The sequence below is a fragment of the Stenotrophomonas sp. YJH_SMC_135 genome (assembly GCF_059372355.1).
Genome location: NZ_JCAFVN010000003.1, coordinates 260,503 through 284,448, shown reverse-complemented (window position 1 = coordinate 284,448; position 23,946 = coordinate 260,503). Strand labels below are relative to the sequence as shown.

Annotated in this window: 23 protein-coding genes and 1 tRNA gene; 22 read left to right on the top strand and 2 right to left on the bottom strand. The window is 61.3% G+C overall.

Annotated elements, in window-relative coordinates:
* Positions 1 to 46 precede the first annotated feature (46 nt).
* Positions 47 to 1,120 carry a DUF4241 domain-containing protein gene (locus AC5P98_RS12345; RefSeq protein ID WP_099476139.1) on the bottom strand — a complete coding sequence of 358 codons (1,074 nt, stop codon included), beginning with the start codon at positions 1,118 to 1,120 and terminating at the stop codon, positions 47 to 49.
* A 124-nt stretch (positions 1,121 to 1,244) separates the two neighbouring features.
* Between AC5P98_RS12345 and AC5P98_RS12340 the strand changes: the two genes are divergently transcribed.
* From AC5P98_RS12340 to AC5P98_RS12275, 14 genes are all read left to right on the top strand, one after another.
* A tRNA-Ser gene (locus AC5P98_RS12340) sits at positions 1,245 to 1,334 on the top strand.
* Positions 1,335 to 1,417: 83 nt separating this feature from the next.
* Positions 1,418 to 2,941 carry a site-specific integrase gene (locus AC5P98_RS12335; protein ID WP_049396716.1) on the top strand — a complete coding sequence of 508 codons (1,524 nt, stop codon included), beginning with the start codon at positions 1,418 to 1,420 and terminating at the stop codon, positions 2,939 to 2,941.
* The gene (locus tag AC5P98_RS12330) at positions 2,941 to 3,672 is read left to right on the top strand and encodes a hypothetical protein (RefSeq protein ID WP_049396713.1); all 732 of its coding nucleotides are present in this window, start codon (positions 2,941 to 2,943) and stop codon (positions 3,670 to 3,672) included. The genes AC5P98_RS12335 and AC5P98_RS12330 overlap by 1 nt, the downstream gene beginning before the upstream one ends.
* Before the next feature lie 105 nt (positions 3,673 to 3,777).
* Complete coding sequence (locus AC5P98_RS12325) at positions 3,778 to 4,131, top strand: hypothetical protein (RefSeq protein WP_049396710.1); 354 nt, start codon at positions 3,778 to 3,780, stop codon at positions 4,129 to 4,131.
* Positions 4,132 to 4,239: 108 nt separating this feature from the next.
* Complete coding sequence (locus AC5P98_RS12320; RefSeq protein ID WP_049396708.1) at positions 4,240 to 4,899, top strand: DNA N-6-adenine-methyltransferase; 660 nt, start codon at positions 4,240 to 4,242, stop codon at positions 4,897 to 4,899.
* Positions 4,892 to 5,734 carry a hypothetical protein gene (locus AC5P98_RS12315; protein ID WP_049396706.1) on the top strand — a complete coding sequence of 281 codons (843 nt, stop codon included), beginning with the start codon at positions 4,892 to 4,894 and terminating at the stop codon, positions 5,732 to 5,734. The genes AC5P98_RS12320 and AC5P98_RS12315 overlap by 8 nt, the downstream gene beginning before the upstream one ends.
* 539 nt (positions 5,735 to 6,273) lie before the next feature.
* A complete protein-coding gene (locus AC5P98_RS12310; protein WP_146256924.1) occupies positions 6,274 to 6,534 on the top strand; it encodes a hypothetical protein in 261 nt (86 codons plus the stop codon).
* Positions 6,535 to 6,666: 132 nt separating this feature from the next.
* Entirely contained in the window at positions 6,667 to 8,349 is a 1,683-nt protein-coding gene (locus tag AC5P98_RS12305; RefSeq protein ID WP_152905463.1) for a DNA primase family protein, read from the top strand.
* Positions 8,346 to 8,744: a hypothetical protein gene (locus tag AC5P98_RS12300; protein WP_049396700.1), complete on the top strand. Its 399-nt coding sequence runs from the start codon at positions 8,346 to 8,348 to the stop codon at positions 8,742 to 8,744. The genes AC5P98_RS12305 and AC5P98_RS12300 overlap by 4 nt, the downstream gene beginning before the upstream one ends.
* Before the next feature lie 63 nt (positions 8,745 to 8,807).
* Positions 8,808 to 9,836 (top strand): ArdC family protein, encoded by a 1,029-nt coding sequence (locus AC5P98_RS12295; RefSeq protein WP_049396698.1) that lies wholly within the window; start codon positions 8,808 to 8,810, stop codon positions 9,834 to 9,836.
* A gap of 67 nt (positions 9,837 to 9,903) precedes the next feature.
* Positions 9,904 to 10,479 carry a glycine zipper 2TM domain-containing protein gene (locus tag AC5P98_RS12290; protein WP_231347405.1) on the top strand — a complete coding sequence of 192 codons (576 nt, stop codon included), beginning with the start codon at positions 9,904 to 9,906 and terminating at the stop codon, positions 10,477 to 10,479.
* Positions 10,479 to 10,811: a hypothetical protein gene (locus AC5P98_RS12285; RefSeq protein WP_049396692.1), complete on the top strand. Its 333-nt coding sequence runs from the start codon at positions 10,479 to 10,481 to the stop codon at positions 10,809 to 10,811. The genes AC5P98_RS12290 and AC5P98_RS12285 overlap by 1 nt, the downstream gene beginning before the upstream one ends.
* A 298-nt stretch (positions 10,812 to 11,109) precedes the next feature.
* Positions 11,110 to 11,448, top strand: a complete 339-nt coding sequence (locus AC5P98_RS12280; RefSeq protein ID WP_049396690.1) for a hypothetical protein — start codon at positions 11,110 to 11,112, stop codon at positions 11,446 to 11,448.
* Positions 11,445 to 11,924: a hypothetical protein gene (locus tag AC5P98_RS12275; RefSeq protein ID WP_049396688.1), complete on the top strand. Its 480-nt coding sequence runs from the start codon at positions 11,445 to 11,447 to the stop codon at positions 11,922 to 11,924. Before AC5P98_RS12280 ends, AC5P98_RS12275 begins: the two co-directional genes overlap by 4 nt.
* Positions 11,925 to 11,978: 54 nt before the next feature.
* On the opposite strand, the gene AC5P98_RS12270 is transcribed toward AC5P98_RS12275, so the two are convergent.
* A complete protein-coding gene (locus tag AC5P98_RS12270) occupies positions 11,979 to 12,503 on the bottom strand; it encodes a GNAT family N-acetyltransferase (protein ID WP_088475505.1) in 525 nt (174 codons plus the stop codon).
* 288 nt (positions 12,504 to 12,791) lie between these two features.
* On the opposite strand from AC5P98_RS12270, the gene AC5P98_RS12265 reads away from it, so the two are divergent.
* The 8 genes from AC5P98_RS12265 to AC5P98_RS12230 all read left to right on the top strand — a co-directional run bounded on the left by AC5P98_RS12265 (position 12,792) and on the right by AC5P98_RS12230 (position 23,911).
* Complete coding sequence (locus AC5P98_RS12265) at positions 12,792 to 13,271, top strand: JAB domain-containing protein (protein ID WP_049396685.1); 480 nt, start codon at positions 12,792 to 12,794, stop codon at positions 13,269 to 13,271.
* 249 nt (positions 13,272 to 13,520) lie between these two features.
* A complete protein-coding gene (locus tag AC5P98_RS12260; protein WP_152905465.1) occupies positions 13,521 to 14,063 on the top strand; it encodes a hypothetical protein in 543 nt (180 codons plus the stop codon).
* 112 nt (positions 14,064 to 14,175) lie between these two features.
* Positions 14,176 to 14,676, top strand: a complete 501-nt coding sequence (locus tag AC5P98_RS12255; protein ID WP_049396683.1) for a Csu type fimbrial protein — start codon at positions 14,176 to 14,178, stop codon at positions 14,674 to 14,676.
* A 130-nt stretch (positions 14,677 to 14,806) separates the two neighbouring features.
* Positions 14,807 to 15,343: a fimbrial biogenesis chaperone gene (locus AC5P98_RS12250; protein ID WP_495230046.1), complete on the top strand. Its 537-nt coding sequence runs from the start codon at positions 14,807 to 14,809 to the stop codon at positions 15,341 to 15,343.
* A 126-nt stretch (positions 15,344 to 15,469) separates the two neighbouring features.
* The gene (locus AC5P98_RS12245; RefSeq protein WP_049396678.1) at positions 15,470 to 17,665 is read left to right on the top strand and encodes a fimbria/pilus outer membrane usher protein; all 2,196 of its coding nucleotides are present in this window, start codon (positions 15,470 to 15,472) and stop codon (positions 17,663 to 17,665) included.
* 198 nt (positions 17,666 to 17,863) lie between these two features.
* Positions 17,864 to 20,623: a DNA methyltransferase gene (locus AC5P98_RS12240; protein ID WP_049396677.1), complete on the top strand. Its 2,760-nt coding sequence runs from the start codon at positions 17,864 to 17,866 to the stop codon at positions 20,621 to 20,623.
* Complete coding sequence (locus tag AC5P98_RS12235; protein WP_495230045.1) at positions 20,620 to 22,725, top strand: DEAD/DEAH box helicase; 2,106 nt, start codon at positions 20,620 to 20,622, stop codon at positions 22,723 to 22,725. The genes AC5P98_RS12240 and AC5P98_RS12235 overlap by 4 nt, the downstream gene beginning before the upstream one ends.
* Positions 22,718 to 23,911 carry a GIY-YIG nuclease family protein gene (locus tag AC5P98_RS12230; protein ID WP_049396673.1) on the top strand — a complete coding sequence of 398 codons (1,194 nt, stop codon included), beginning with the start codon at positions 22,718 to 22,720 and terminating at the stop codon, positions 23,909 to 23,911. Before AC5P98_RS12235 ends, AC5P98_RS12230 begins: the two co-directional genes overlap by 8 nt.
* The last annotated feature ends 35 nt before the right edge of the window (positions 23,912 to 23,946 follow it).

Here is a 23,946-nt window from a genome sequence, read left to right as displayed (position 1 = left end):
TAGGTAGCGCCGGGCCATGCCCGGCGTTGCTGTATTCCGGCGCCGATCAGTTCCGGCCGAACAGCCGGTCCCAGAAACTACGGCGTCGCGGTGCGGCCGGTGGCGGTCCGGCTGCAACGACGGGCGCTTCCAGCACCGCCATCAGCTCCGCGCTGCGCGGCTTCTTCAGGAATCGCGCATAGTCCAGATAGCTGGTCACCTTGCTCATGTGCAGGCGTTCGGGCATTGCCGGCAATGCGCCGCCCTGCAACAGCACCCGCAATGCCTGCGGACGATCCAGGCGGATCGCCTCGTACAGGGCGGTGCCGCCACAGCCCGGTTCGATCAGGTTGGCGCGCTGCGGCGCATCCTCCAACAGGGTTTGCAATGCCTCCGCGTCGTCTCGTTCTACTGCAGCCACCAGCCGCGCCAGCGCCTCGGCTTCCGCAGCTGGCAGGTTGTCGCGATAGGCCTGGTCGGCAATCTCGCGCTCGTCGCGCCCATCGCCGCCCTGGATGCACAGGAAATCGGTGACCAGGGCGACCGGAATGCCGGACGTATCCAGCGCCCAGTAGCTGGGATAGACACCGTCGCCCCAGCCGCTGGTGAACACCACCAGGCCGTGCGGCGAGTCCTCGCCCCAGGGGCGGTACTCGGCGCCTTCATCCAGGCCATCGTGGTCGATCAGTGCATCCGACCATTCACTCTCTTCGTCGCCATCGGCCTGTTCGATGAGGGCCAGCAGCGCCTGCTGGGTGTCGGTGTCCATGAAGCAACCGATGCCGGCGTCGACCGGGTAGCCGATGAAGCTGTCCTCATCCAGGCCGGTTAGATCCTGCGTGGTCCAGCGCGCCATCTGCCAGTGCAGGGCGGTCGCGGTGAGAGCTTCGCGTGGCTTGAACCAGACCACGGCCAACGCCGGGCGGCCGCTGTGCACGATGATCTCGACCGGATGCCGGCCCAGCGGGGCGGTGTAGTCGGCCAGCGCAGGCGCCTCGGCCTGCACCAGCGGATCGCAGACCACCACGTGCCCGCTGCTGACCGGCAGGTGCCCGGCGAAGGTGCGGTGCAGGGCCACAGCGGCCAGCTGGGTGTCGTCCAGCAAGCAGGTGCGCAGGTTGGCCAGATCGAGATGGGCCATGGCGGCTCCGAGTGCGGTGAAGGCCCCCACCGTGCCGGATGCGAAGGGCAGGGGCAAGGTGGTCTTGGGCAAATGCCCTTCACGTGCGAGAATACGGCGCTGCCCGGGCGACCGGGACCCGATTGGAGAGATGGCCGAGCGGTTTAAGGCACCGGTCTTGAAAACCGGCGAAGGGTTAAACCTTCCGTGGGTTCGAATCCCACTCTCTCCGCCAACCCTTAGTAAGTGTTTGTTTTTAAACGACATTTTTTAGGGTCATGAAGGGCGGCTTGGGGCACAAATCGGGGCACAACTCCGATGCGATTACCAAGCTATCTCACTCGCTCTTCCACTGGTCGTTACCAGTTTCGCATGCGCGTTCCGACTGACATGCGCGGCATCGTCGGCAAACCTTTCGTCAAGCATCCCCTAGGCATCCACCTGCATAGCGCAAGGGTGGCTGCCTTGGCCATCGCACAGCGTTATGCTCAAGCATTCGATGCCATCAGGGATGGGTGCATGACCAAGAAGGGACTCACGGTTGAGGATGTTCTGCGCAGCGTCGCGGAGAACGGCTCCCGGCGTTATGAAATTGACTTGCCGGGCTTCCGTCTCCGGACCACGGATGCGGCCGACCATGCTCGAGCAATGGAGGCGCTGGAAGAAATCGGCAAGTTCCACTTCCGTGATGCGGGGGCAGTACCGGCGGCGGATGGGCCAAAACTGTTGGAATCAGTGGCGGCGCAGCCCCTGCCAGCTGAGACGATCAGCCTGATCGATGCGAAGCGAATCTGGCAGGACAAAGTCGCCGCCGAGGACATTGAGGTCAAAACGGTCGGCATCAAACTGCTTCCCGTGACAGAGCTGATCGAGTTCTTGGGCGCCGAGCGCGAGCTGCATACCATCACGCGGCCTGAGATGGCCCGCTTCTACGACCATTTGGCCAAGCGCGGGTTAACGCGTTCTACGCTCAACAATCGCCAGAGCTACCTCGCAGGAAAGAGAGGATTCTTCACTTGGGCAATGGCTTCAGGCTATGTGCTCAAGGGAGACAATGTCGCCGCAGGTCACGTCAGCGTTTCGATGGCCGAGAAGCGCAAGCGTAGAAAATTTGGCTTCCAGGCCTTTACCTTGGAGCAGGTCCATCAACTCTTCGCACCCGATAGCTTCAGGCAGCTTTCAACGGGAGCGCGCTGGGCGGCTTTGTTGGGCCTGTATACGGGAGCCCGGGCGGGTGAGGTGGGGCAGCTGTTCACCCTCGACGTCAAGGAGGAGGAGGGGATCCCGTGCATACGGTTTACCGATGAGGGGGAGGATCAGCGGTTGAAGACCGATGTTTCCAATCGGGTCGTCCCGTTGCATCCCGACCTGATCAAGCTCGGTTTCTTGGACTACGTCGCCGAACGAAGGGAGAGCGGGGACTGGCGATTGTTTCCGCAGGCTGACAGTAAGGCGAAGAATGGTGCGGGGAACTGGATATCGAAGGCGTTCAGCTACTACCTCCAAAAGCACAGTGGTGGGTGGCCGAAAGCGAAGCGTGGTTTCCATAGTCTCCGAAAGACCGTGATTCAGGAGATGCAGGGCAGCGGTGTGGCCTCTGAGATGCGAGCCCAAATCGTCGGCCACGAATTGGACGACGAACACCACGCGACTTACAGCAGGCCCTTTACGGTGAGTGAGAAGCTCAACGGTGCAGGAGGAACGCCAGCTTTGGGTGTCATAGATTACGGAATCGACCTGGAGGCGCTGCGCACCCTGCCGGCGCGCAAGGTCGGGCGGCGCAGCAGCAATGCTGCCGCGCGCTCTTCAAAGGTCGGCCGTAAGGGGAGCGAGCCGAACTAATGGCCCTCACTGCCGCCGATGCCCACCGACGAGCCATCGACCGCTTTCTCGGCAAACTCTCTGGCTCCGAAACCGTGGGCCAGATGGAGAAGAAGGTTGCAGACCATCTGCGCCTAGCGAAGTTGCGCCCCACGGTGGACGTGGAGCTGAGCTTCAATGAGGCCGCTGGGGTGTTGGCGATCAGCACGGCCCAGTTGCAACACCTCTTGAAGGAACACTCCCCAACGGGGACGCTGTTCACGGTGAAGGGAACTCGCAAGCGCTCGACCACCCTTGTCCCGTTGATGGCCTGGGCAGCCGAGCTCAAGGCTAAGGGCCTTTGGAAGCCGTTGAGCGAACGGGGCGTTGCGATCGACACCCTCCTAACTGCAGAACTGCCTTTTCTGGTGGCCAAAGGGCCCAAGGCTAAGCAGCTCTTCCTGGAGCCACTGACTGACCAACCGATCACCGATGCGCTAATTCGCCGGCTCCAAGCATTGGGCGCGCAGATCGGGCTTGGGATTCGGGTCTGCACGCTGGCCGAGGCATTCGCCCAGCCTTGGCAAAACCCTGACGTAAAGCGCCAGTGGGTGGACGCATTCAACAACGCAGCCCAAGCCCAGGCCAGCCGTCTGCGATACCTGGCTCAGCAGCTCGACGCCTCGCGAGCTAGGGTGATCGAACAAGCGCTGGACGAACGCCTGCAGCCGGCGCCTCCAAAGATGCCCGACAAGCGCAATGGGCGAATGTAACGGCCGCTAACGGATATTGGAGGCCTCCAATATCCGTATCGATGGAAGCTCTCAGTTCGGATGATTACTCCAACGCCTCGGTGGTCGGGGCGATGGAGCAAGCCGATGGGCCTCGATATGTATGCGGTCAAGACCCGCACTGATGTGCGAGATCGCACTCAAGAACTATTTTTCTACTGGCGAAAGCATCCGAACCTTCACGGTTGGATGTGCAAGTTGCACAGTGCTAGGACGGGGCAGGTTGATCCCTTCGACTTCAACCAAGTTCCCGTATTCCTTGGATTGGACGATCTTGATGCGTTGAAACGGGCTGTCCTGAACGATGATTTGCCTTATACCCAAGGCTTCTTCTTCGGTGAATCGGATCCCGATCGAGCTGAAGAAGATCTGGACTTCATTGCGCAGGCCCGCGCACTGATCAACGACGGTTGGAACGTGTTCTACGACTCTTGGTGGTAACCCGCAGTCAGCAGCGCCTCTCGGGATAGTTCAAGCCCAACTCCCAAAACCCATTCCTTCAACGCGGCAACGCAGCCGTGCTGGCGGAGCATTGCCTGGAGAATCCTCATGCAGCCCAAGTCCAACGTTCTGCCGTTCAACGCAGCAACCCGCTCCAAGCGCCTTCTGGCTCAGAAACCCACCCGGCTCACCTCCGTTTGCTACAAGGCAAGCGACAAGGCCCACACGAGCGTCGATTGGTATACCCCGCCTGCCATCGTCAAGGCGCTGGGGGGCAAGCGCGGCTTTGACCTCGATCCTTGCACGCCCGAAGACCCGTTGCGGCTGCCGGCACCCACGGCCCGCCGAATGTTCCCGCCGAGCCAGGACGGCCTGCTCACGCCGTGGCCCAAGCAGGCATTCGTCTGGATGAACCCGCCCTACGGCAAGGGCATGGAGAAATGGCTGAGCAAGCTGGCCAACCACCCCGGCGGCGGTATCGCCCTGGTGCCGGTCAACATGGAGACGGGATGGATGCACGACTGCGTGCTTTCCCACCCCAGCGCGACGGCGATCCTGTTCACCCGTGGGAGGCTGAAGTTTGTGCGTCCCGACGGATCCACCGGCAGTGCGGCGCCTTCGGGATCGTTGGTGGTGGCTTACGGCAAGCGCGCCGCCGGTCACCTTCAGCAAGCGCACGCAAGCGGTGTGCTGCGCGGGAAGTTCTTTGCCCTCCAGCGGGTGGCGCAGGTGGCCACTGCGAACCAGGGGAGTGCGAACGATGAGTAACCAGACCAAAGCAGCCCTCCATATCCTTCAGTGGATGAGCGATATGGAAGGCAGGGTTGAGGGGTGCGATGGCGCAATCAATGTTGCGAAGGCATGGGAGGAACGCGAACTTCAAAAGAAGGCGCAGGCTTACAAGCGGCTGGTGAAGGCCGTCAACTGTATTCCTGCCCTCTCGCCTCGCGAACGCATGTCCAAATTCGTGGCATACGGTCTTAGGGCGGCCGTTCACAAGCAGCTGGAAAAGCGCAAGAACGGGGTGGGGGTATCGGTGTTGCCTTGGATGGACGTGGGCCTGCTCAGCGACGTGGATCTTGAAGACGGGGATTGGGGGGCAGAGGTGGCCGACGCCTACATCGCCGCCATCGGAAGCGCTGAGCCGTTTGAGTGCATCCTCGGGTGGGTGTTCAACGAGCTGGCGGGATCGGGTCAGAAGAAAAGGGATTGCCAGGACTTCACCCCGTGGGCCCTTGCTCAGGGCGCGATGAGGTTTCTTCCCAGGGGTTTGGGCGATGGGCGTCAGGAACCGCTGTTCAACGATTTCACTTGCGGTGCTGGAACGCTGCTTCTGGCCCGTGTCCATGCCCTTCTTTGGAGCCAATCCAACGATCCGGACGCGTTGATGGACCTGGTGGTGTCGGCCAACGACAGGGATCCGCTCTGCGCTGCAATGACCGCTCTCCAGCTGTTGATCAATCAGTTGGTCTGGAAGCGCCCCATCGGAGCCGTTCACGTGGAATGCAAAGACATCATCGCTCAGCGTCACCTGTTGGTGCCGGTGTTTGTGTCGGAGTGTCGCGAGGATTGCCCATTCGAACTCGTGCGGGACGATTTGTAGCAAGCAAATGGTTGCGGATAGGGGCAGTGTCCCAGTCAAAGCTGCCGTGCGGTTCGCCCAGGGCTCAACCCTTGCCGGGTGCCAGTGACGGTTAACGCCGGTGGTGCCCACCCGGGCCTGTCGCTATCGCGCCGAAGGCGGAGTTATTCACTTCCAAGCGGGCTTTTAGATTTTAGAAGCCGGCGCGAAGCGACCGGCAGCTGCGTGCGGGTGTGCGGAAAGTTCTTTGCCATCCGCGAGTGACGCCGGCGAAGAGTGATCTTCTCGGAGACGTAACAAGCACCCGTTACACCCGTCACAAGTGCTTGTTACGGCAGTTTGTCCAATGGATTCAATGGCTTTGCAGAGGCGAAGGCGCATGTAACGGGTGTAACGGGTGGGTAGGTATTACTTGCAGCTGCATCAGAGATTTTGGCGTCAGGGCCAATCACTTTTTTCAAATCAATGGATCTACTTGTTACACCTGTTACACCCGTGACAACCCTTGTCTGGTAAGGGTTTCAGCCGTAACAAGGGGTGTAACAAGCACCTGTTACACCTTGGCTGAAAAGCGTGAATTGCCTCTCGTTTATGCAAAAAATGCTGTTGAGGCAACGGATATTGGTTTTAGTCAAGAAGTCGATCTGGACAAGTTCGTGAGCTCTGTTTGGATGGGGTTGTGGCCACAACGGGACCACATCACCCAGGAAACGAGCAATGACGAACTCCCCCACATCGAAGAAGGCGACGCAACCGCGAGACGAAATGCTGAAGGCGCGGGTGAGTCGAGCGTTCAAGCGGCGGCTTCAAGCGGCGGCTGATGCCCAGGGCAAGACTTCATCGGAAGCCATGCGTCAAGCGCTGGTGGAATGGATGAGTCGCGTCCAGCAGGCCGCGTAATCAACAAAAAACCCCGGCGCCAACCGGGGTTCAAGAAAACGGACAACACACACATGAACGATACAACACCAACTTCGGGTGTCAATGGGCGCCCCAGCAATGTCCTTTCCTTCCGCGGGAATGCGGCCCCCAAGGCGGCTTTTGGAGCACCAGCGCCCAAGGCAACCTTGAGCGATCAAGCATTCGAGGCCGACTTTGCCGACTACTTGAAAGCGACGGAGGAGTATGCGATCGGAGGCAAGATGCCGGATGGCGACGACGACTGCAGCTTCTTCCGTTGGCTTCCAGAGCAAGGCTACTGGGACCGTTGCTCGGGGAAGGACATGGCGGCCAAGGCGCTTTCCTGGCTGCGATTGGAGCGCAAGGACAAGGCGAACGCAGGTCATGCAACCAGTTGCATGAACACGGCGGTGCTTGAGTTGATGGGGGATCGGAAATGCTGGTTGCCCAAAAAGTCTGATCGCAGGGCCATCGTTCCCCTCAAGGGGGGCTACCTGGAGATCGTCAAGCCTGACGAACCGCGTTGTGCTCGCGCAGCGGCGGTTGGAGAAGAGGTCGTTGATCAGGACGTTTTCTCCCCGACCTATGGACAGAGTTTGGGCCCGCGCCAAGCACTCCTGTTTCAAAACGACGAGACGCCGTCTAGGACGCGCATTCGGGTCCTCGCGGCCACCAAGGGGCATGGAATCACTTACCAGGTCCCTGCCACGCTGCGGATGGACCAAGTTGACGGCGATGGCTACTACACTCCCAAGCCGCTGGATCCCAGTTCGAAGTTCGGTCAATATCTGGATCTCTTTCAGCCCGACCTGGAGGTGCGTGCACTCCTTCAGGAGGCGGTGGCCAGCTCGTTGATGTCGATCTGCTTTGAGAAGGCCTTCTTCCTGGTCGGGTCGGGCAGCAATGGCAAATCCACGTTCCTCCACATCCTGCGCGCCCTTCATCCCCGCAACGTGTCGCTGCGTCTGGAGAAGCTGGACGGGACTTTTGCCATGGCCCCACTGGTGGGCAAGAGTGCCTACATCGTCACGGAGACGCCAAAGGTCCTTGCTGCGTCTATCCAGGAGGTCCTGAAAGCGCTCATTTCCCGTGACCCGATCCAAGTCGAGGCCAAGCGCAAGGACGCATACACCACCCTCCCGATCGGCACACTGTTCGCCAGCGTCAACGCCTGGTTCACGGTTTCCGGACATGAGCACGGGTTCTGGCGAAAGGTCCTGGCCATCCCCTTCAATGTTCGCATGGGTGAGAAGACCCATGAGGGAGCGAAGGGTGGAAATGGAAAGAAGCGTGAGCCTGACTTCCACCTGCAGATCACCGAAAGCGAGGAGGAAATGGCCCAGGTGCTGGACTGGGTGCTGGAAGGGGCGCTGCGCCTCATGGAGCGTGGCGGGTTTTCCGAAAAGCTGCCCGACGCCGTGCTGGCGCTGGCCGAGCAAAACCGAATGGAATCGGACACGACCATGGCCTACATGGCGGACCGCGACGCTTCCTACGACAGCGGTGTTTGCACCGACAAGACTGCCATTTACGCCGACTACCGCCAATACGTGTTGGAAGAGTTGGGCAAGAAGCCTGTCAACGCGGAGGACTTCTGGAAGCGCGTTCGCGAGAAGTTTCCCGAGGCCGGCATCTACCAAATCTCCCATGGGGGCAAGAAGCCTCGAGTGGCCGAGATTCGAATTGCTGGGATCAAGCCGCTGCGGGACATGGCGGATTTGGAAACGCCCGTGTGAGCCAGTTCCACAACAACCATTTTGCGGTTGGCTGGCTTGTAGAGAGGTTGGGGCTCAATGCCGTCAGCCGCAGGCGGAAGCAGTGGTCCCATTTCTCATCCAGCCCTAGAGGCGCCCTGTCAGCAGGTGCGGTCGTGGCGGGGGCTTGCCAAATCCCCATCCTGTCGCATGCTGAAACCATGACCCCTTCCGATGCTTTTGTGGACGACAGCATGGACCGCCAGGACGCCCTGGCGGCCTCCCCCCGTTTCACCGTGCAACGAACGCCGGATGGAGTCCGTGTGCAGCTCCAGGAGGGCGACACAGACCCCGGCACCGGTTTGACCATCGACCGGGCCTTGGCGTTGCTGGAGAACCTATTGGAGCAGGGACGCGCCGTCACCATTCACGATTGAAATTTCCAACCCCCTTGGCGTTGCCGACAGGCGCCTTTCCTTGCCTTCCAGGAGAGCCTGTCCGTGTCCGATGCCACCCCCAACGAAAGCTTCCTTCAGTGCCACTCCCGCGACGTCGTCGAACGCCTGATCCGCCAAATGGAGGAGGGCACCGGTCCCTTCCTCAAACCCTGGGACGCCCGCGTGGACCTCGGGTTGCCGATGAACCCCACGACGGGCAAGAGCTACCGGGGCGGAAACCTTCTCCACCTGTGGGCCCTGCAGAGCGCCTGGGACACCCAGGACAACCGGTGGATGACTTACAAGCAAGCCGCGGCCGTGGGCGCTCAGGTGCGCAAAGGTGAGAAGGCCAGCGTGATTGAGTATTGGGATTGGTCGCCGGTCGAAGAGGCCAAGAAGAGCGGGGACCCCGATCTCATCGCCAAGGCCTACCCCAAGGTCTTCTTTCCCCGGGTGTTCAACGCGATGCAGATCGATGGGTTGCCGGCACTGGTCTTGCCAGCCCCGCGGCCAGAGCCCGATGTCCATCAGGCCTGCGAAGCGGTGCTCAATGACAGCGGAGCCGAGATCCACCACGACGGGGGCAACCAGGCGTTCTACCGGCCGATGACGGACAGCATCCATTTGCCCCAGCGCAACACCTTTCACTCGGCCAGCGGTTACTACGCCACCGCGTTGCACGAACTGGGCCACTGGACCGGCTTTCCCACCCGCCTCAACCGCGATCAGAAGGGGGCTTTTGGGAGCATCGACTACGCCAAGGAAGAACTGGTCGCGGAGGTGTCGTCCATGTTGATGGGCGAACGCCTGGGCATTGGCCACGATCCAACCCAGCACGCGGCTTACGTGAAGTCCTGGATCCAGATCCTCCGGGACGATCCCAGGGAGCTCTTCCGAGCCGCGGCGGCGGCCGAGCGGGTGGTGGAGTTCCTGAAGGTGCCCGAGTTGGTTCGCGAGCCGCTCCCGAAGGTTGAGCAGGAGCGGCAGCTCGTGGCAGCCAACCAGCAGGAGCTTGAAAAACCTAACGGCACGAAGGCCCGCACGAAAGCGCGTGAGAAGACCCGGCGGCGGAATCACGTGATGGTGGTCTGAACCCCCTTGCGCATTTCCAGAATCGATCTATGCATAGGTGAACCTACTCACGAAATGGAGGTGCACCTTGAAACCCATCGTCCTGGCCCTTGCATTGGCGTCGTCTGCTCCAGCTGCCTTTGCCGCCGATTCCACCTCCGCTCGCCGCTATGGTTCGTCCGAAGCCCTGTCGGTCCAGGACGCCCGACTGGGCGAGGTCCTGATGGTTCGCACGGTTCAACTGAAGTCCGACCAGCGGCTCAACGCTGGTTCTGCTATTGGGGCGGCCGTTGGTTATGGGGCTGCTAATCAAGTCAAGAGCCGGGACTACCGCAATGCTGCCCGCGTGGCCGGTGGCGTCATCGGTGGGGTCGCCGGAACCGCGGTTCAAAAGGGCCTCAGCGGCCGGCGTGCGGTGGAGATCTACGTGCGCGACTTGTCTGATCGCCGCCAGCGCGTCCTCGCGGTGGTCCAAGACGCCGACGTGGACGTGCGCGAAGGTGATCGGGTGTTCCTGGTGGGGAAGGGTAAGAAGACCCGGGTGGTGCCGATGGCGCGGATTGAAGCGTGGGGTGGTGCCGAGAACGCAGCGTGGGGTAGTGCCGAGAACGCAAGTGCGTGCGGGGTGGGCGCTTGTGGCGTGAGTTTAGGGGACATGCGCTGATGGACATCGCGAACCCCATCCTTGCTGTTTTGTTCCTTGGCGCGTTTGCCTACGTAACCGCGTTTGCGCCGATCTGGGCCGGGCACCGTTTCCGACTGGTGTGGGACGGACTGCGCCGACGACGCAAGGGAATCTCCACGGTCGTCGTTCTCAATGCTTTGGCTGGGCTGCTCAGCGTGTTGTTCCTGCTCGGAATCTGGTTGGTCTTGTTCTCAGGGGCGCAAACGGAAATCTCAGCTTCCAAAGTGGTTGTTCTACTCGCAGTTGTCCTCGTGGACGCTCTGCTCTTCCAAAAAGGATGGAGCCGGGCAGCACTGAGAAGCCAGGATTGAGCCGAGACCTTGCCCACCGCCGCTCCGAGGTCGCCCGGATGTTTCGAGAGGGACACCGCCGGGCGGCCATCGCCCAAGCCCTGGGCATTCCGTCACCCGTGGTGAGCGCCGACCTGGCTCACCTGGGGTTGCGTCAAAAGCCCCGGCGCCCACTGGCTAATCAGCACGCCCTGGTGGTGCGCCTCCTGGAGCAGGGGAACAACGGCCCTGCAATTGCCAAGCGCCTGGGCGTGACCCGGCAGGCGGTCCACGCTTATCTGCAGGCCCATGGTCTGCTCCCAAACCAGAGGAGGATGCCATGACCCTTTTTCTGGTGGTCGTGCTGTCTGAGCTCGTCCTCTCCGCGGTCACTTTCGGGATCGCGTGGCTGTGCGCCTCCAAAGCCCGCAGCGCACGCAGGGGCTGGGAGGCGTTCCAAGCCGGCCGGGAAGACGTCCCATCCGTGGTTGCGTTGGTGTGGCATTTGGCCGTGTTCTACGCGTGCCTGGCACTGCTGGCTTACCAGCTACAGCATGTGGTGAGCCAAGTCTGGTTGGATCCTTCCAACCTATACCTGTCATCCACGCTGGCGCTTGTCGTCTATTCGATGACGTGTGGGCTGCTTCAGGGCAGCGGGCTGGCCCGGAGGCGAGCATGAGGACCAGTCACGGGCGGTTCCGCCCAGACGCCGTCGACGCCCGCCCTCGCCACGATGGGCTGTTTCAGGGCGAAGTCACGGGCGAGGAAGCTCATCAAGAGCGTGATTCGTTGCTTCAAGCGCTTTACACCGAATCGCTCCACGCCCGCGGGGACGTGGACGCCATTGATCGCATGCTCGATGCCCACCGAGAGGCGTTTGGGGAGCCCGAGCAAGTCGCCTATGCCCGTCAGCAAGACGAACGCCATGATCGGGCATTGCCCTTGCCCAACATCGGTCGGCCGTTGAGGCCGTCCCTGGAGCGCTACCTGGACGAACATCGGTCATGGAACCCACCAACCGCCAAAGAGGTCGCCATCGCACGTTCCAGGGGCCCCGGCATGGTGCGCGGAGGGAAGGTGTGGCGTGCGTCAGACGACGTTGTCGAGGTTCCCCTGGAGGCGCCCAAGGACGCCCCACGGCAGGGGATGCGATGACCGCCCTATGGGGCTTGAAGCGGTGTCTTGCCCAAGCCTTTGGCGGTGCGCTTGTTATGCAGGAAAAACGCGAAGAAAACTGTGCGTGTTCTTTCCAATGGCAGGATTCGGTAGGACCTTCTCTCCACCCAAAATCTTGCGGGCGATCTTCAGCGACGCGTCGTTGCCTTCGTCAACCACCGCCTCAATGACGTATCCACTCTTAAGCTTGCCCTGCATGCCGTTGGTGAATTCCATCAATGACTTCAATGCCACGGCGATGCCAAAGCCTTGCCCTCTGTAGCTTTCCAGAACCGCCCAGTCCATCTGAAACACCGGCGTGTTTGCTTCGACGCGATCGAGCAGCATGACGCAGCGGGCGATAACTTCGTTCTCGACGGTGGGGCTGATCATGACGTAAGTCAGCCTCATCATTCCAGCAGGTTGATCAGCGTGCGCAAAGATGTCTTCGTGAACCCGCCCGCGCTGGAAATCGATGTCCCCGTTCTTGGCGGCGATGGCCACCTGCCGAAGGCCTTCTTCCGCCAGCTCCGCCCCGGTCATAGGCTTGCTTGCCTGCTTTTTGAACTTGCCGAACATTCCTGTGTCCCCTGTTTGCGGTCCTTGATCACTCAATGTATCGGATCGTTTGCATCCAGGCACGTTTTTTGAACGCTGATTGCTCGCCTTGATTGCAATCCCCAACCGGACAGTGGCCTCTTTGACGGGGATCCTGGCTCCGCTGACGCAGCCGCAAGGGCAGGCCTCCTTCACGCTGTTCCGGCCCTTCGCTGCGCGCCTGACGGTGCTCTCTCCCGGGTGCGGATTCGTCCAACGCTTCGCCCACCGGTCCCCACGAGGCGCATCCCGCGCCGGTGGAGAAAGCAAATGAAGCGAGCCAACGACATGCGGGCCCAATACCAGCTGGTCATGGACGAAGAGGGCATCCTCCTGGCCGCCTCGCACATCCTGGAGCGTCGCCTCCACCGCCAAGGGGCCATCACCGACCCTGCCAGCGCCAGCAGCTACCTCACTGCCCGCTGCGCGCACCTGGATCACGAAGTGTTTGGCACGGTGTTCCTAGACACCCGCCACCGCATCCTGGCCACCGAACACCTCTTTCAAGGCACCATCGACGGGTGCGAAGTCCATCCCCGCATCGTCGCCAAGAAGGCGCTGGTCCACAACGCTGCCGCGGTCATCTTTTTTCACAATCACCCCAGCGGAAACCCCGAGCCCAGCGCGGCCGACCGCGCCATCACCGACCGCCTCAAACAGGCTCTTGCCCTTCTCGACATCCGAGTGCTGGATCACCTGGTGATCGCGGGCACCTCGCACGTGTCGATGGCTTCGCGGGGGTGGGTGTGACCGCCCCTTGGGCGAAAAAAGCCTATGCCGGAAGCCGCCTCCGCCACTGCGCGCCGGCACCGGAAAAAGCATCCGCATGGATGGAAAGCACAACGCCTTCGGCGCCAAAACCAGTAGAAACTGCGGCCTTTGCTTCGCACTTCTTGTATTTAGAAAAAGCTTTGTCCACTCATGGTGTGGACGAAATCCAGTGGCGATCTACTTTGAATTCATGGGGGCAATTCCGCCGACCAAGTCAAGAGGTGTCACATGAGCCCAACCGTCACAACCAACGAAGCCGCGATGATCGAACGAGGACTGAATCCCTCCCAGGCCAAACAACCAGCGGTTGTGATGGGTAACTTGACCCCTCGGATGAACGGACATTGGGGAGATGGAGAGCTCGGAAAGAGTGAGAGGGCAACCGTGCTTCACGGCATTCATTTCATCAGTCCCACGGTGGGTAGCCCGCTCTTCAATACGGTGTGGCTTCCCACGCTTGCCGACTTGCGGGCGCTGCTCACTGACGCTGACCTCTGTAAAGCAGCCGAAACCGAGGTGAGCGCGTTCATTGACACGTTCGTGGACCCGTTGCCTCCTGAGCTCGATGAGGTCATTTACCAGCCATCGATAAGAGAGATTTCCAGCCTGCCGGATAACTATGGGATCGGGGTGGGCGTTTTTGTGACTGACGCTTTTGCGTTCGTCCTTCAGCGCATGATTAAGGAGGCAATGGCTCAGCACCGGGCGCGTGAGCTGGATCGGGTATGGGAACAGTCAGCCACCGCAGGTGGCAAACGACCCAGGCTCTGACCGCTGGCTCAATGGCCCCCTTGCGCGTTTTCAGATTCGAGGTATCGGTAAGGGGATGGCCCTTTTGGGGGCTACTCATCCCCACTCAACCCCTCTCAAGGAGACGATACCCATGACACGCAAGACCTTCCTTCGCGCCCTGCTGCCCATGGCCCTGGCCTCGCTGGCGGTGCCCGCCTTCGCCGCCGACACCACCGCGGACCTGACGATTCAGGGCACCTTGACCAACACCTGCCAGCTGTCCGTGACCTCCATCGAAGGCATGGACTGGTCGGGCATCTCTGAAGCTGCTGCACGCACCTCCGGGCTGAGCATCGTGTGCAACGCGGGCACGACTTACTCCATTTCGCCGGGCCAGGGGCAGAACTTCGGCCTGCTTTCCGGGTATGAGACCTACCGGGCTGTGACCAACGGCGCCGGGGCTTACATCCCCTACGGCTTCTTCAAGGACCCGCAGGGAAGCCAAGTCTGGGGGGATGACACCGACGCGTTCACCGGCGTTGGCGACGGCACCGTCCAAAGTTACAACTACGCGGTGCGCTTCCTGGCTCTCAAGCAGGCCGTGGGCGGCAACTACACCGACACGGTCACCGTCACCGCCACTTACAACTGATCCCCTCCGTTGTCCCTAAGCCCCCGGTTTGCCCTGGGGGCTTTTTGTTGCCGAAAAGATGAGTAGGTATGGGTTGACGGAATGGTATTCCGATCTAGCTTGAATGGAGACACCCCCAAAAGGAGACCCCATGACCCAATCCCAACGTTTTTTGTCCGTGGCCGCCGCGTCCTTGTTGTCCTTTTCGGCGTCCGCCGGTTCCATCTCCGTTGGCCCCACCACCCTGATGGCCGATACCTCGGCCAAGCACGTCGCCGTGACGCTGCACAACAGCGGGGACGCCTCGGTGCGTTACCAAGTGAAAGCCGTGGGGTGGAATCAGGCCACGGGGCAGAACGTGTTTTCACCCACTACGGAGATCGTGGGGGCGCCCACCTTCGTGGACGTCCCGCCCCAATCCAAGCGCACCGCCCGGTTGATGCGGGTGGGCGCACTGGGCGAGCGGCGCTACTACCGCGTGCTGCTGATGCAGCTCAAGGACCCCAACGTCCAAGGCGTCCAGTTGCTGGTCAACCAGGACTTGCCCGTGGCCTTTGAAGCCACCAACGCACCCATCCCCCAGGTGACCGTCCAAGCGGTGGCCAAGGGCTACCGCCTGATCAATCACGGCCAGACCGCCGCCCGCGTGTCGTCCATCGGCCCGGCCGGTGCGAAGCCATGGCGCTAGGGTGCGTTGGGTTGGACGCTGCCGGGGGCTTCGATGACCTACGAGACCCAGCCTGGCCAGCGCGCCGAGGTGCTTTCGATCACCATCAACGGCCAGCCCGTCACCGTCCCTGTGGGGCGGTGATCGATGCGTGGCCAAGCCTTGGCGTTGTTGTTGCTGGCTGCATCGTCGGCCAGCGCTGCGGTGCCCGACGGCGTGGCGCCCGCGTTCCTGGTGCCGGTCATCGGCGGAAAGGCCAAGGCGGATCCGCTCACGTTCTGGCGGCAAGGCAGTCAGTGGTTCGCCGAGCCGGCCACGTGGCGCGAGGTCGGGCTCCAACTTCCCCCGGGTCAAACGGAGCCGATGAGCGCCCAAGCGTTGGCTGTGGGCTTTGTTGTGGACGAGGCCACCGCCACGGTCGCCCTGGATCTGCCGGCCGATCGGCTCAAGGCCCAACGCGTGGCCCGTGATCGCACCGAGCGCGGACCCATCGCGCCACCCGCTCCCGGGGTGCTGCTGAACTACAGCCTGGCGGGCATGGTGTCCGTGCAACAGCAGGCGCTCTCCTTGGGCCACGAGGTCCGCAAGGCGGGGCGTTGGGGCGTTGTCAGCACCAGCGGGCAGGTCAACACAGACACGGCCGGCACCGGCTACGTTCGCGGCGTGACGCGCTGGCAGAAAGACGATCCCAACCGCTTGGTGACCTACCAAGCCGGCGATGTGTTCGCTGGTCCGTCGTCCTCGCCGGTCAACCTGGGTGGGGTGCGCGTGGCCAAGGACCCGCGGGCGTTGGACCCGTTGACGCCCACGTATCCGGTCCCGATGCTCGGCGGCGTGGCGTTCGATCCGGCCACGGTCGAAGTCCTAGCCAACCGCGCCCGCGTGCTGCAAGGCCGGGTGGGGAAAGGGCCGTTCACCGCCGATGGCAGCGCCTTGGGCACCGGTGCACAGCAAACCCAAGTGGTCGTGCGAGACCCTTACGGCCGCGAAACGGTGGTGAGCGATCAGCGCTTCTACGTCGCCCCCACGTTGCTCCGCCAAGGGCTCACCACCTGGGAGGTCGCGGCCGGCCGGGTGCGCCAAGGAGAGAGCGATTACGGGACGTTGGGCGCGACCGGGTCGGTGGCGTGGGGCCTCAACGACCGGTGGACCTTGCGCGGCACCGCCCAAACCTCAACGGATGGGAAGGCCAACGTGGCGTTGGGGGCCACGACGATGCTTGGCACCTACGGCACGTTCGATATGGAATTGGGCACTTCCACGCAAGGCGGCCAACGGCAGGCCGTGGCCTACGACTACCGCGGCCCGAGGTTTGGCGTGCGCCTGGAGCACGAGCGCCAACAGGACTACTGGCGCCTGCGCGCCCCCAGTGCGGTGGAGGTGGAGCAGCGCACCCGAGGCTCGGTGTTCTGGGGGCCCACGCCGCAGTGGTCCCTTCGGGCCAGCTATTCGGACGTGCGCACGCCGCGCTTTCGCACTGCTTACGCCGACGCCGGGCTGACTTGGCGTGGCTACGGGCACACCGTGGCCGTCTCCGCGTTGCGCGATCTGGAGCGCAAGGAAACCCGGGTGGAGTTGGGCTACAGCTACGATTTCGGCCGGGGCAAGGGCGTGAGCGTTAGGGCCCGGCAAGCCCCGGATGCCACGGCCTGGGCCGTCCAAGGACGCGCCCGCCCCACGATCTTTGGAACCCCGGTGGGCTTGTCCTTGTCGGTAGACGAGGGAGCGGCTGGCCAGACGGCCCGGGCCAACGCCAACTGGACCACCCGGGCAGGGTGGGCTCAGATCAACGCCGAGCACGGGCCCAGCGGCACCTGGACTTCCGGTTCGATGGCCGGTGCCGTTCACCTGGACCGCCAGGGCGTGACGTCCCTAGGTCCGGCCGAATCCTTCGCCGTGGTGGACGTGCCCGGCCAAGCCGGGATGCCGGTGAGGGTGGGCGGCCGATTGGTGGGGAAGACCAACGCCCAGGGCCGCCTGGTGGTGGGCGAGGTGACCCCAATGGTGCCCACCGAGGTCCGCGTAGACGATCGGGCGCTGCCACTGGGCACCCAGTTGGCCGAGATCGAGCAAACCGCCACCGCTGGCCGCCAAGCCGGCATGCACCTCACCTTCCCAGTCCTGACCGAGACCGCACGAACCTTCCGCCTCACTGGCCCGGCCATCGAAGCGGGCACGGTGGCCAAGACGGCGACCGAGACCACCCAGGTGGGTTACGACGGGGTGCTCTACCTGGAGCAGCCGCGACCCGGCCTGACGGTGGACGTGGAAGGGGTCTGCAAGGCCCAGCTGCCCGCGGACCTTGGGGCTGCGCAAACGGTGGCCGAGGTGGCTTGCCGCTGATGGGGAGGGCCTTTGGAAACAAAGGCTTGCTACGTCGCAGGTGCCGCGAAAGTGGCCCTCTACCATGGGGCTGAACGATACTTGGGACCTGTCTTTTGAGAGTTGCCGGATGTCATTGCTTCAACGCCACGTAGACTGCTCCCATCCTCCCTTCCGCCGCGCCTGTCACGGCGGGGCTTCGTCGTGGATCTTGGCCGTATGAACGCGGTGGAAATCGAAGAGGCCATCTACGAGCTGGCCCAGGCTCCCTTTGATTCTGCAGAGTTCCCCTTCCAGTTCTTGGCGGCGTTTGGCAACAACGAGGTCACCCTCAAGCGCCTGAGAAAAGTCGGGTCCGGCGGGACGAATCTTTCCGACGTTCCAGGGGCCATTCTTCAACGCAACCACATCCACTTGGCAGTGTGCGAACGAGGAAAGGTGCGTGAGACGTTCGAAGCGTTGAAGGCCAGCGCCAAGAACTCGACGTATCGGATCAAGCTCGTCCTTGCCACCGACGGTGAATCCCTTGAGGCGGAGTATCTGGCCACAGGGGAGCCTTTGGCATGCCCCTATGCCGAGCTGGCCGAGCACTTTGGCTATTTCCTGCCCTTCGCTGGCATCACCACCGTTCAGGAGATCAAGGAAAACCCGATCGATGTCCGGGCGACGGGCCGTCTGAACAAGCTTTACGTGGAGCTGCTGACCCACAACCCGGACTGGGACACCGACGAGCGGCGATCGGACATGAATCACTTCATGGCCCGACTGATCTTCTGCTTCTTCGCCGAGGACACGGACATTTTCCACGGCGATAGCTTGTTCACGCGCACCGTGGACCGGATGTCGGCTCCTGACGGATCGAACACGGACGCCGTGCTCGGAACGCTGTTCACGGCGATGAACTTGAAATCCGATGATCGTCCCAGCGCGGGCCTTCATGGTTGGGCGCTGGCATTTCCCTATGTCAATGGCGGGTTGTTCTCAGGCAGCACAGAAGTTCCGCGGTTCACCCGGGCTGCACGCTCGTATCTGCTCCGGATCGGTGAACTGAACTGGCGCCAGATCAACCCAGACATCTTTGGGTCCATGATTCAGGCGGTGGCCGACAAGGAGGAGCGCGGATCGTTGGGCATGCACTACACCAGCGTGCCGAACATTCTGAAGGTGCTGAACCCGCTCTTCTTGGATGACCTGAGATCGCATCTGGAATCCGCGGAGGACAACAAGGCCAAGCTGCTCAACCTGCGCAAGCGGATGGCGCACATCCGTGTGTTCGATCCGGCGTGCGGGTCCGGCAATTTCCTGGTTATCGCCTACAAGGAAATGCGCAAGATTGAGGCGGAGATCAACCGGCGGCGCGGCGAGGAGGATCGGAAGTCCGAGATCCCGATCAACAATTTCCGTGGCATTGAACTCAACGACTTCCCCGCCGAGATTGCCCGGCTGGCGCTCATCATCGCCGAGTTTCAGTGCGACGTGCTTTACCGCGGGCAGCAGCAGGCGTTGGCTACCGTCCTTCCGCTCGACAGCAAGAACTGGATCACCTGCGGCAACGCCTTGCGCATCGATTGGCTCTCCGTTTGTCCGCCGACAGGAACCGAGGTCAACCTCCAGGGCGACGACTTGTTCACTGCTCCCGCAGATCAGTCCGAAATCGACTTTGAAAACGAGGGGGGAGAAACCTACATTTGCGGAAATCCACCGTATGTGGGAGATAAGTTCCAGACAGACTCTCAAAAGGCTGATTTGAAATCTGTGCTAGGGCCTAGGAGCAAACACAAAGCAATGGACTACATTGCCGGATGGTTCTGGAAAGCATCTCAATATATCGAAAGGGGCGGGGCATTTGCGTTCGTATCAACGAATTCAATTTGCCAGGGGGTTCAGGTTCCCATCATTTGGCCTCAAATTTTTGCTAGGGGTCAGGAAATATTTTTCGCCCATAAGGACTTTTATTGGTCCAATAATGCAAGCAACAACGCGAACGTAATTTGTGTGGTTGTTGGGGTTTCGAGTGGGAGGGTTGGTGACAAATACATTTACAGGGATTCTCAGCGGCAGGTCGTTGGGAATATCAATGCTTATTTGGTGAATGGCCCAAATGTCATCGTGGAAAAGCACTCGCAGTCTATTTCAGGCCTGCCTGAGATGGTTGCGGGAAATATTCCTCGGGATCTTGGTAACTTCATGCTTAGTTCTAATGAAAAGGAAGAGTTGCTCCAAGGTCATCCGGAGGCTGCGGTTCTCGTAAGGAAAATTCTTGGCTCCATGGAGTTCATCAATGGGATTGAGCGTTATTGCCTTTGGATCGATGACGATAAGGCGGCTTTGGCGAACTCGATCCCATTCATCAAGAAACGGTTGGACGCGATTGTCGCCTATAGAGAGGGTGGTAGCGAGCGGGGCAAATTAGGGGTTGATACGCCACATCGCTTTGAGCGCACGATCACGGCTAAGGCCACTTCGATAATTGTTCCGCGCGTTTCATCGGAAAAGCGGCCGCACATTCCGGTTGGCCTGCTGGGTAATGATGTTGTGATATCCGACGCTGCCCAAGCTATCTATGATGCGCCGCTGTATGTGTTGTCGCTGATTTGTTCTCGAATGCATCTTGCTTGGGTGTCGTTGACTGCGGGGCGAATGAAATCAGATCTTCGCTACTCATCGGGCGTCTGCTACAACAGCTTTCCTGTTCCGCTGTTAACGGATCAGAATCGAATAGATCTAATGACCTGTGCCCAAGAGATTTTGCTGGCGAGAGAGGCGCACTATCCATCCACCATCGCGGATTTGTATGTCGCTGATCAAATGCCGGAGGATCTGCGCCAAGCTCATGAACGGAACGATGATGTGATCGATCGAATCTACATCGGTCGCAGATTCCGAAACGACACTGAGCGGCTGGAAAAGTTGTTCGATCTCTACACCAAGATGACGGCCACGCCGGCCAAGCCCAAGAAGGGGGGAAGGGCGAAATGACCATGGAAACCAATCCGACCAATCGGCACACCGTGCCGTCCGTCTCCATCACGGCCGCTCGCACCGGTGAGTCGAACAAGGTCAATGCGCTGGGCATGCGGCCCATGCAGGAACGAGCTTACGCCTCGCGGGGTGAGCAGTTTTTGCTCATCAAGTCGCCTCCGGCCTCGGGCAAGTCACGAGCCCTGATGTTCATTGCGTTGGACAAGCTGGAGAACCAAGGGCTCAAGCAGGCCCTCATCGTGGTGCCCGAACGTTCGATCGGGGGCAGCTTTGCCGACGAAGAGCTGAGCAAGCACGGGTTCTGGAGCGATTGGGTGGTTCGGCCACAGTGGAATTTGTGCAACGCACCGGGCGAAGACAACGGGAAGGTCGCCAAGTCCAAGATCAAGGCCGTTGGCGAGTTTTTATCCAGCGATGATCGGGTGCTGGTGTGCACCCATGCGACCTTCCGCTTCGCGGTGGACGAGTTCGGTATCGAGGCCTTCAACAACCGTTTGATCGCCATCGATGAGTTCCATCACGTCAGCAGCAACCCGGACAACAAGCTGGGCAGTCAGCTGGGTCAGCTCATCGCGCATGGACAGGTCCACGTGGTGGCGATGACCGGTTCCTACTTCCGTGGAGACACCGTGGCGGTGCTCTCGCCCTCGGACGAGGCACGCTTTGAAACGGTGACCTACACCTACTACGAACAGCTCAACGGCTACACCTACCTCAAGTCCCTGGACATCGGCTATTTCTTCTACACGGGCCGCTACCTGGACGCGATCATGAAGGTGCTGGATCCTGGCCTGAAAACCATCGTCCACATCCCCAACGTCAATGCCCGGGAGAGCCTCAAGGACAAGCACCGCGAGGTCGAGGAAATCATGTCCCGCTTAGGCACTTGGAAGGGATTGGACCCGGCCACGGGGTTCCATCAGGTCGAGCTGGCCGACGGACGCGTGCTCAAAGTTGCCGACTTGGTGGACGACACCGACGCTGCACAGCGCACCAAGGTCCTGTCGGCGCTGAAGGATCCGGCGCACAAGGACGACCGAGACCACGTCGACATCATCATTGCGTTAGGGATGGCCAAGGAAGGGTTCGACTGGATTTGGTGCGAACACGCGCTGACCATCGGCTACCGCAGCAGTTTGACCGAAATCGTTCAGATCATCGGCCGCGCCACCCGCGATGCACCCGGCAAGGAGCGTTCCCGCTTCACCAACCTCATCGCCGAACCCGCTGCCGACGAGGCCGCGGTCGTGGACGCCGTCAACGACACCCTGAAGGCCATCGCGGCCAGCTTGCTCATGGAGCAGGTCCTGGCCCCGCGGTTCGAGTTCACGCCCAAGAATGCCGGCAAGATGGACGGCTTTGACTACGGCGAGGACGGCTACCAAGAGGACGGTCCCAACGTGGGTGTCAATCCGACCACCGGCCAAGTTCACGTGGAGATTGGGGGGCTGGCCATGCCGACCTCGCCCGAAGCGGCACGGATCTGCCGCGAGGATTTGAACGAGGTGGTCACCACCTTCATTCAAGACAAGACGGCGGTGGAACGTGGGCTGTTCGACAAGGAAAACACCCTGCCCGAAGACCTGACCCAGGTTCAGCTCGGCAAGATCGTGCGTGACCGATACCCTGACCTGACCGCGGAAGATCAAGAGGCCATCCGTCAGCACGCCATCGCCGCGCTCAACGTGACCCAACAGGCCAAGCAGCGGCTGGCAGAAGACGATGCCCAAGGGGAGCAGGGCAACACCTCGCTCATCGACGGGGTGCGAAAGTTCGTCAACGTGCGGGACTTGAACATTGACCTCATCGACCGGATCAACCCGTTCGATGCCGCCTACGCGGTGTTGGCCAAGGCCATGGATGAGAAGATTCTCCGTCAGGTCCAGGCCAGCATTTCAGCCAAGCGCGTGGCCATTCCTTACGACGAGGCCAAGGCGTTGGCCCTGCGAGCCCGCGCGTTCAAGGCAGAAAAGCAGCGCGCCCCCGACATCAACTCGCCAGACCCTTGGGAGCGAAAAATGGCCGAAGGCGTGGTGGCCTTGGCCAAGCACGTCCAGCAACGCAAGGCGGCCGAGGCCCGAGGTAGCGATCATGGCTGATTGGGACGAAGACGAGGCCTTGTTGGCCGAACTGGGGCAAGATCTGGCCCCGATCAAGGCCGCTGCGCGAACGCCCCAGGAAGAACGGCTGATCGCCGGTTTCGAAGAAATCCTCCGGTTCGTGGACGAGCATGGGCGTTCTCCGCAGCATGGAGAGGAACGCGACATCTTTGAACGCCTGTTCGCCGTGCGCCTGGACCGCCTGCGGTCGCTTGCCGATGCGCATCCGTTGCTCATGCCCTTGGATACGCACGGACTGCTCCAAGAAGCCCCCACCCTTGCTGCCACCGGGCGAGGTGAATCGGTAGACGATGACGCCCTGCTGGCCGACTTGGGTGTGAGCGAAGGAGGATCCGAGGACGACATCACCCAGTTGCGTCACGTTCGGTCCTATGAAGAACGCAAGGCGTTGGAAGACATTGCCAGCCGCACGCCTTGCGCAGACTTTGAACGCTTTGTGCCGCTCTTTGAGCGCGTGGAAGGGGATCTCAAGTCGGGGCTCCGGAAAACCTTGCGGTTTGGCCGCGACGCCAGCGTGGAGAAGGGCAACTTCTTCATTCTCGGCGGGCAGATGGCTTACGTCGCCGAGGTGGGCGAGCCGGTGCGCACACCCAATGGAGAATCCAACGCCAGGCTGCGGGTGATCTATTCCAACGGCACCGAGAGCGATTTGCTCGAGCGCTCCTTGCAGCGGGCGCTCTACAAGGACGATACCGGCCGACGCATCACCGACGATGATCATGGCCCTTTGTTTGGAGACACCCTAGAGCCCAATGACATCGTCAATGGGACCATTTACGTCCTGCGTAGCCTGTCCAACAATTCCTACGTGGTCGAGCACCGCGAGCTGATTCACAAGATCGGCATTACCGGGGGCAGGGTCGAGACCCGCGTCGGCAACGCCGAGAAGGATCCCACATACATGCTGGCCAAGGTCGAGGTGGTGGCGACCTACAAGCTGTCCAACCTCAATCGTGCACGCCTGGAGAACCTGTTCCACCGAATTTTCCAAGACGTGAGGTTGGATCTGACGATCGAGGATCGTTTCGGCAACCCCGTGAAACCTCGCGAGTGGTTCTTGGTTCCTCTTCCTGTGATTGACGAGGCCGTCAAGCGCATCCAAGACGGGAGCATCACCGACTACGTCTACGACCCTGCCCAAGCGATGCTGGTTCGCCGGAGCTGATAGTGCTGACGAGCCCTCTCGATGATCAGGTGTTG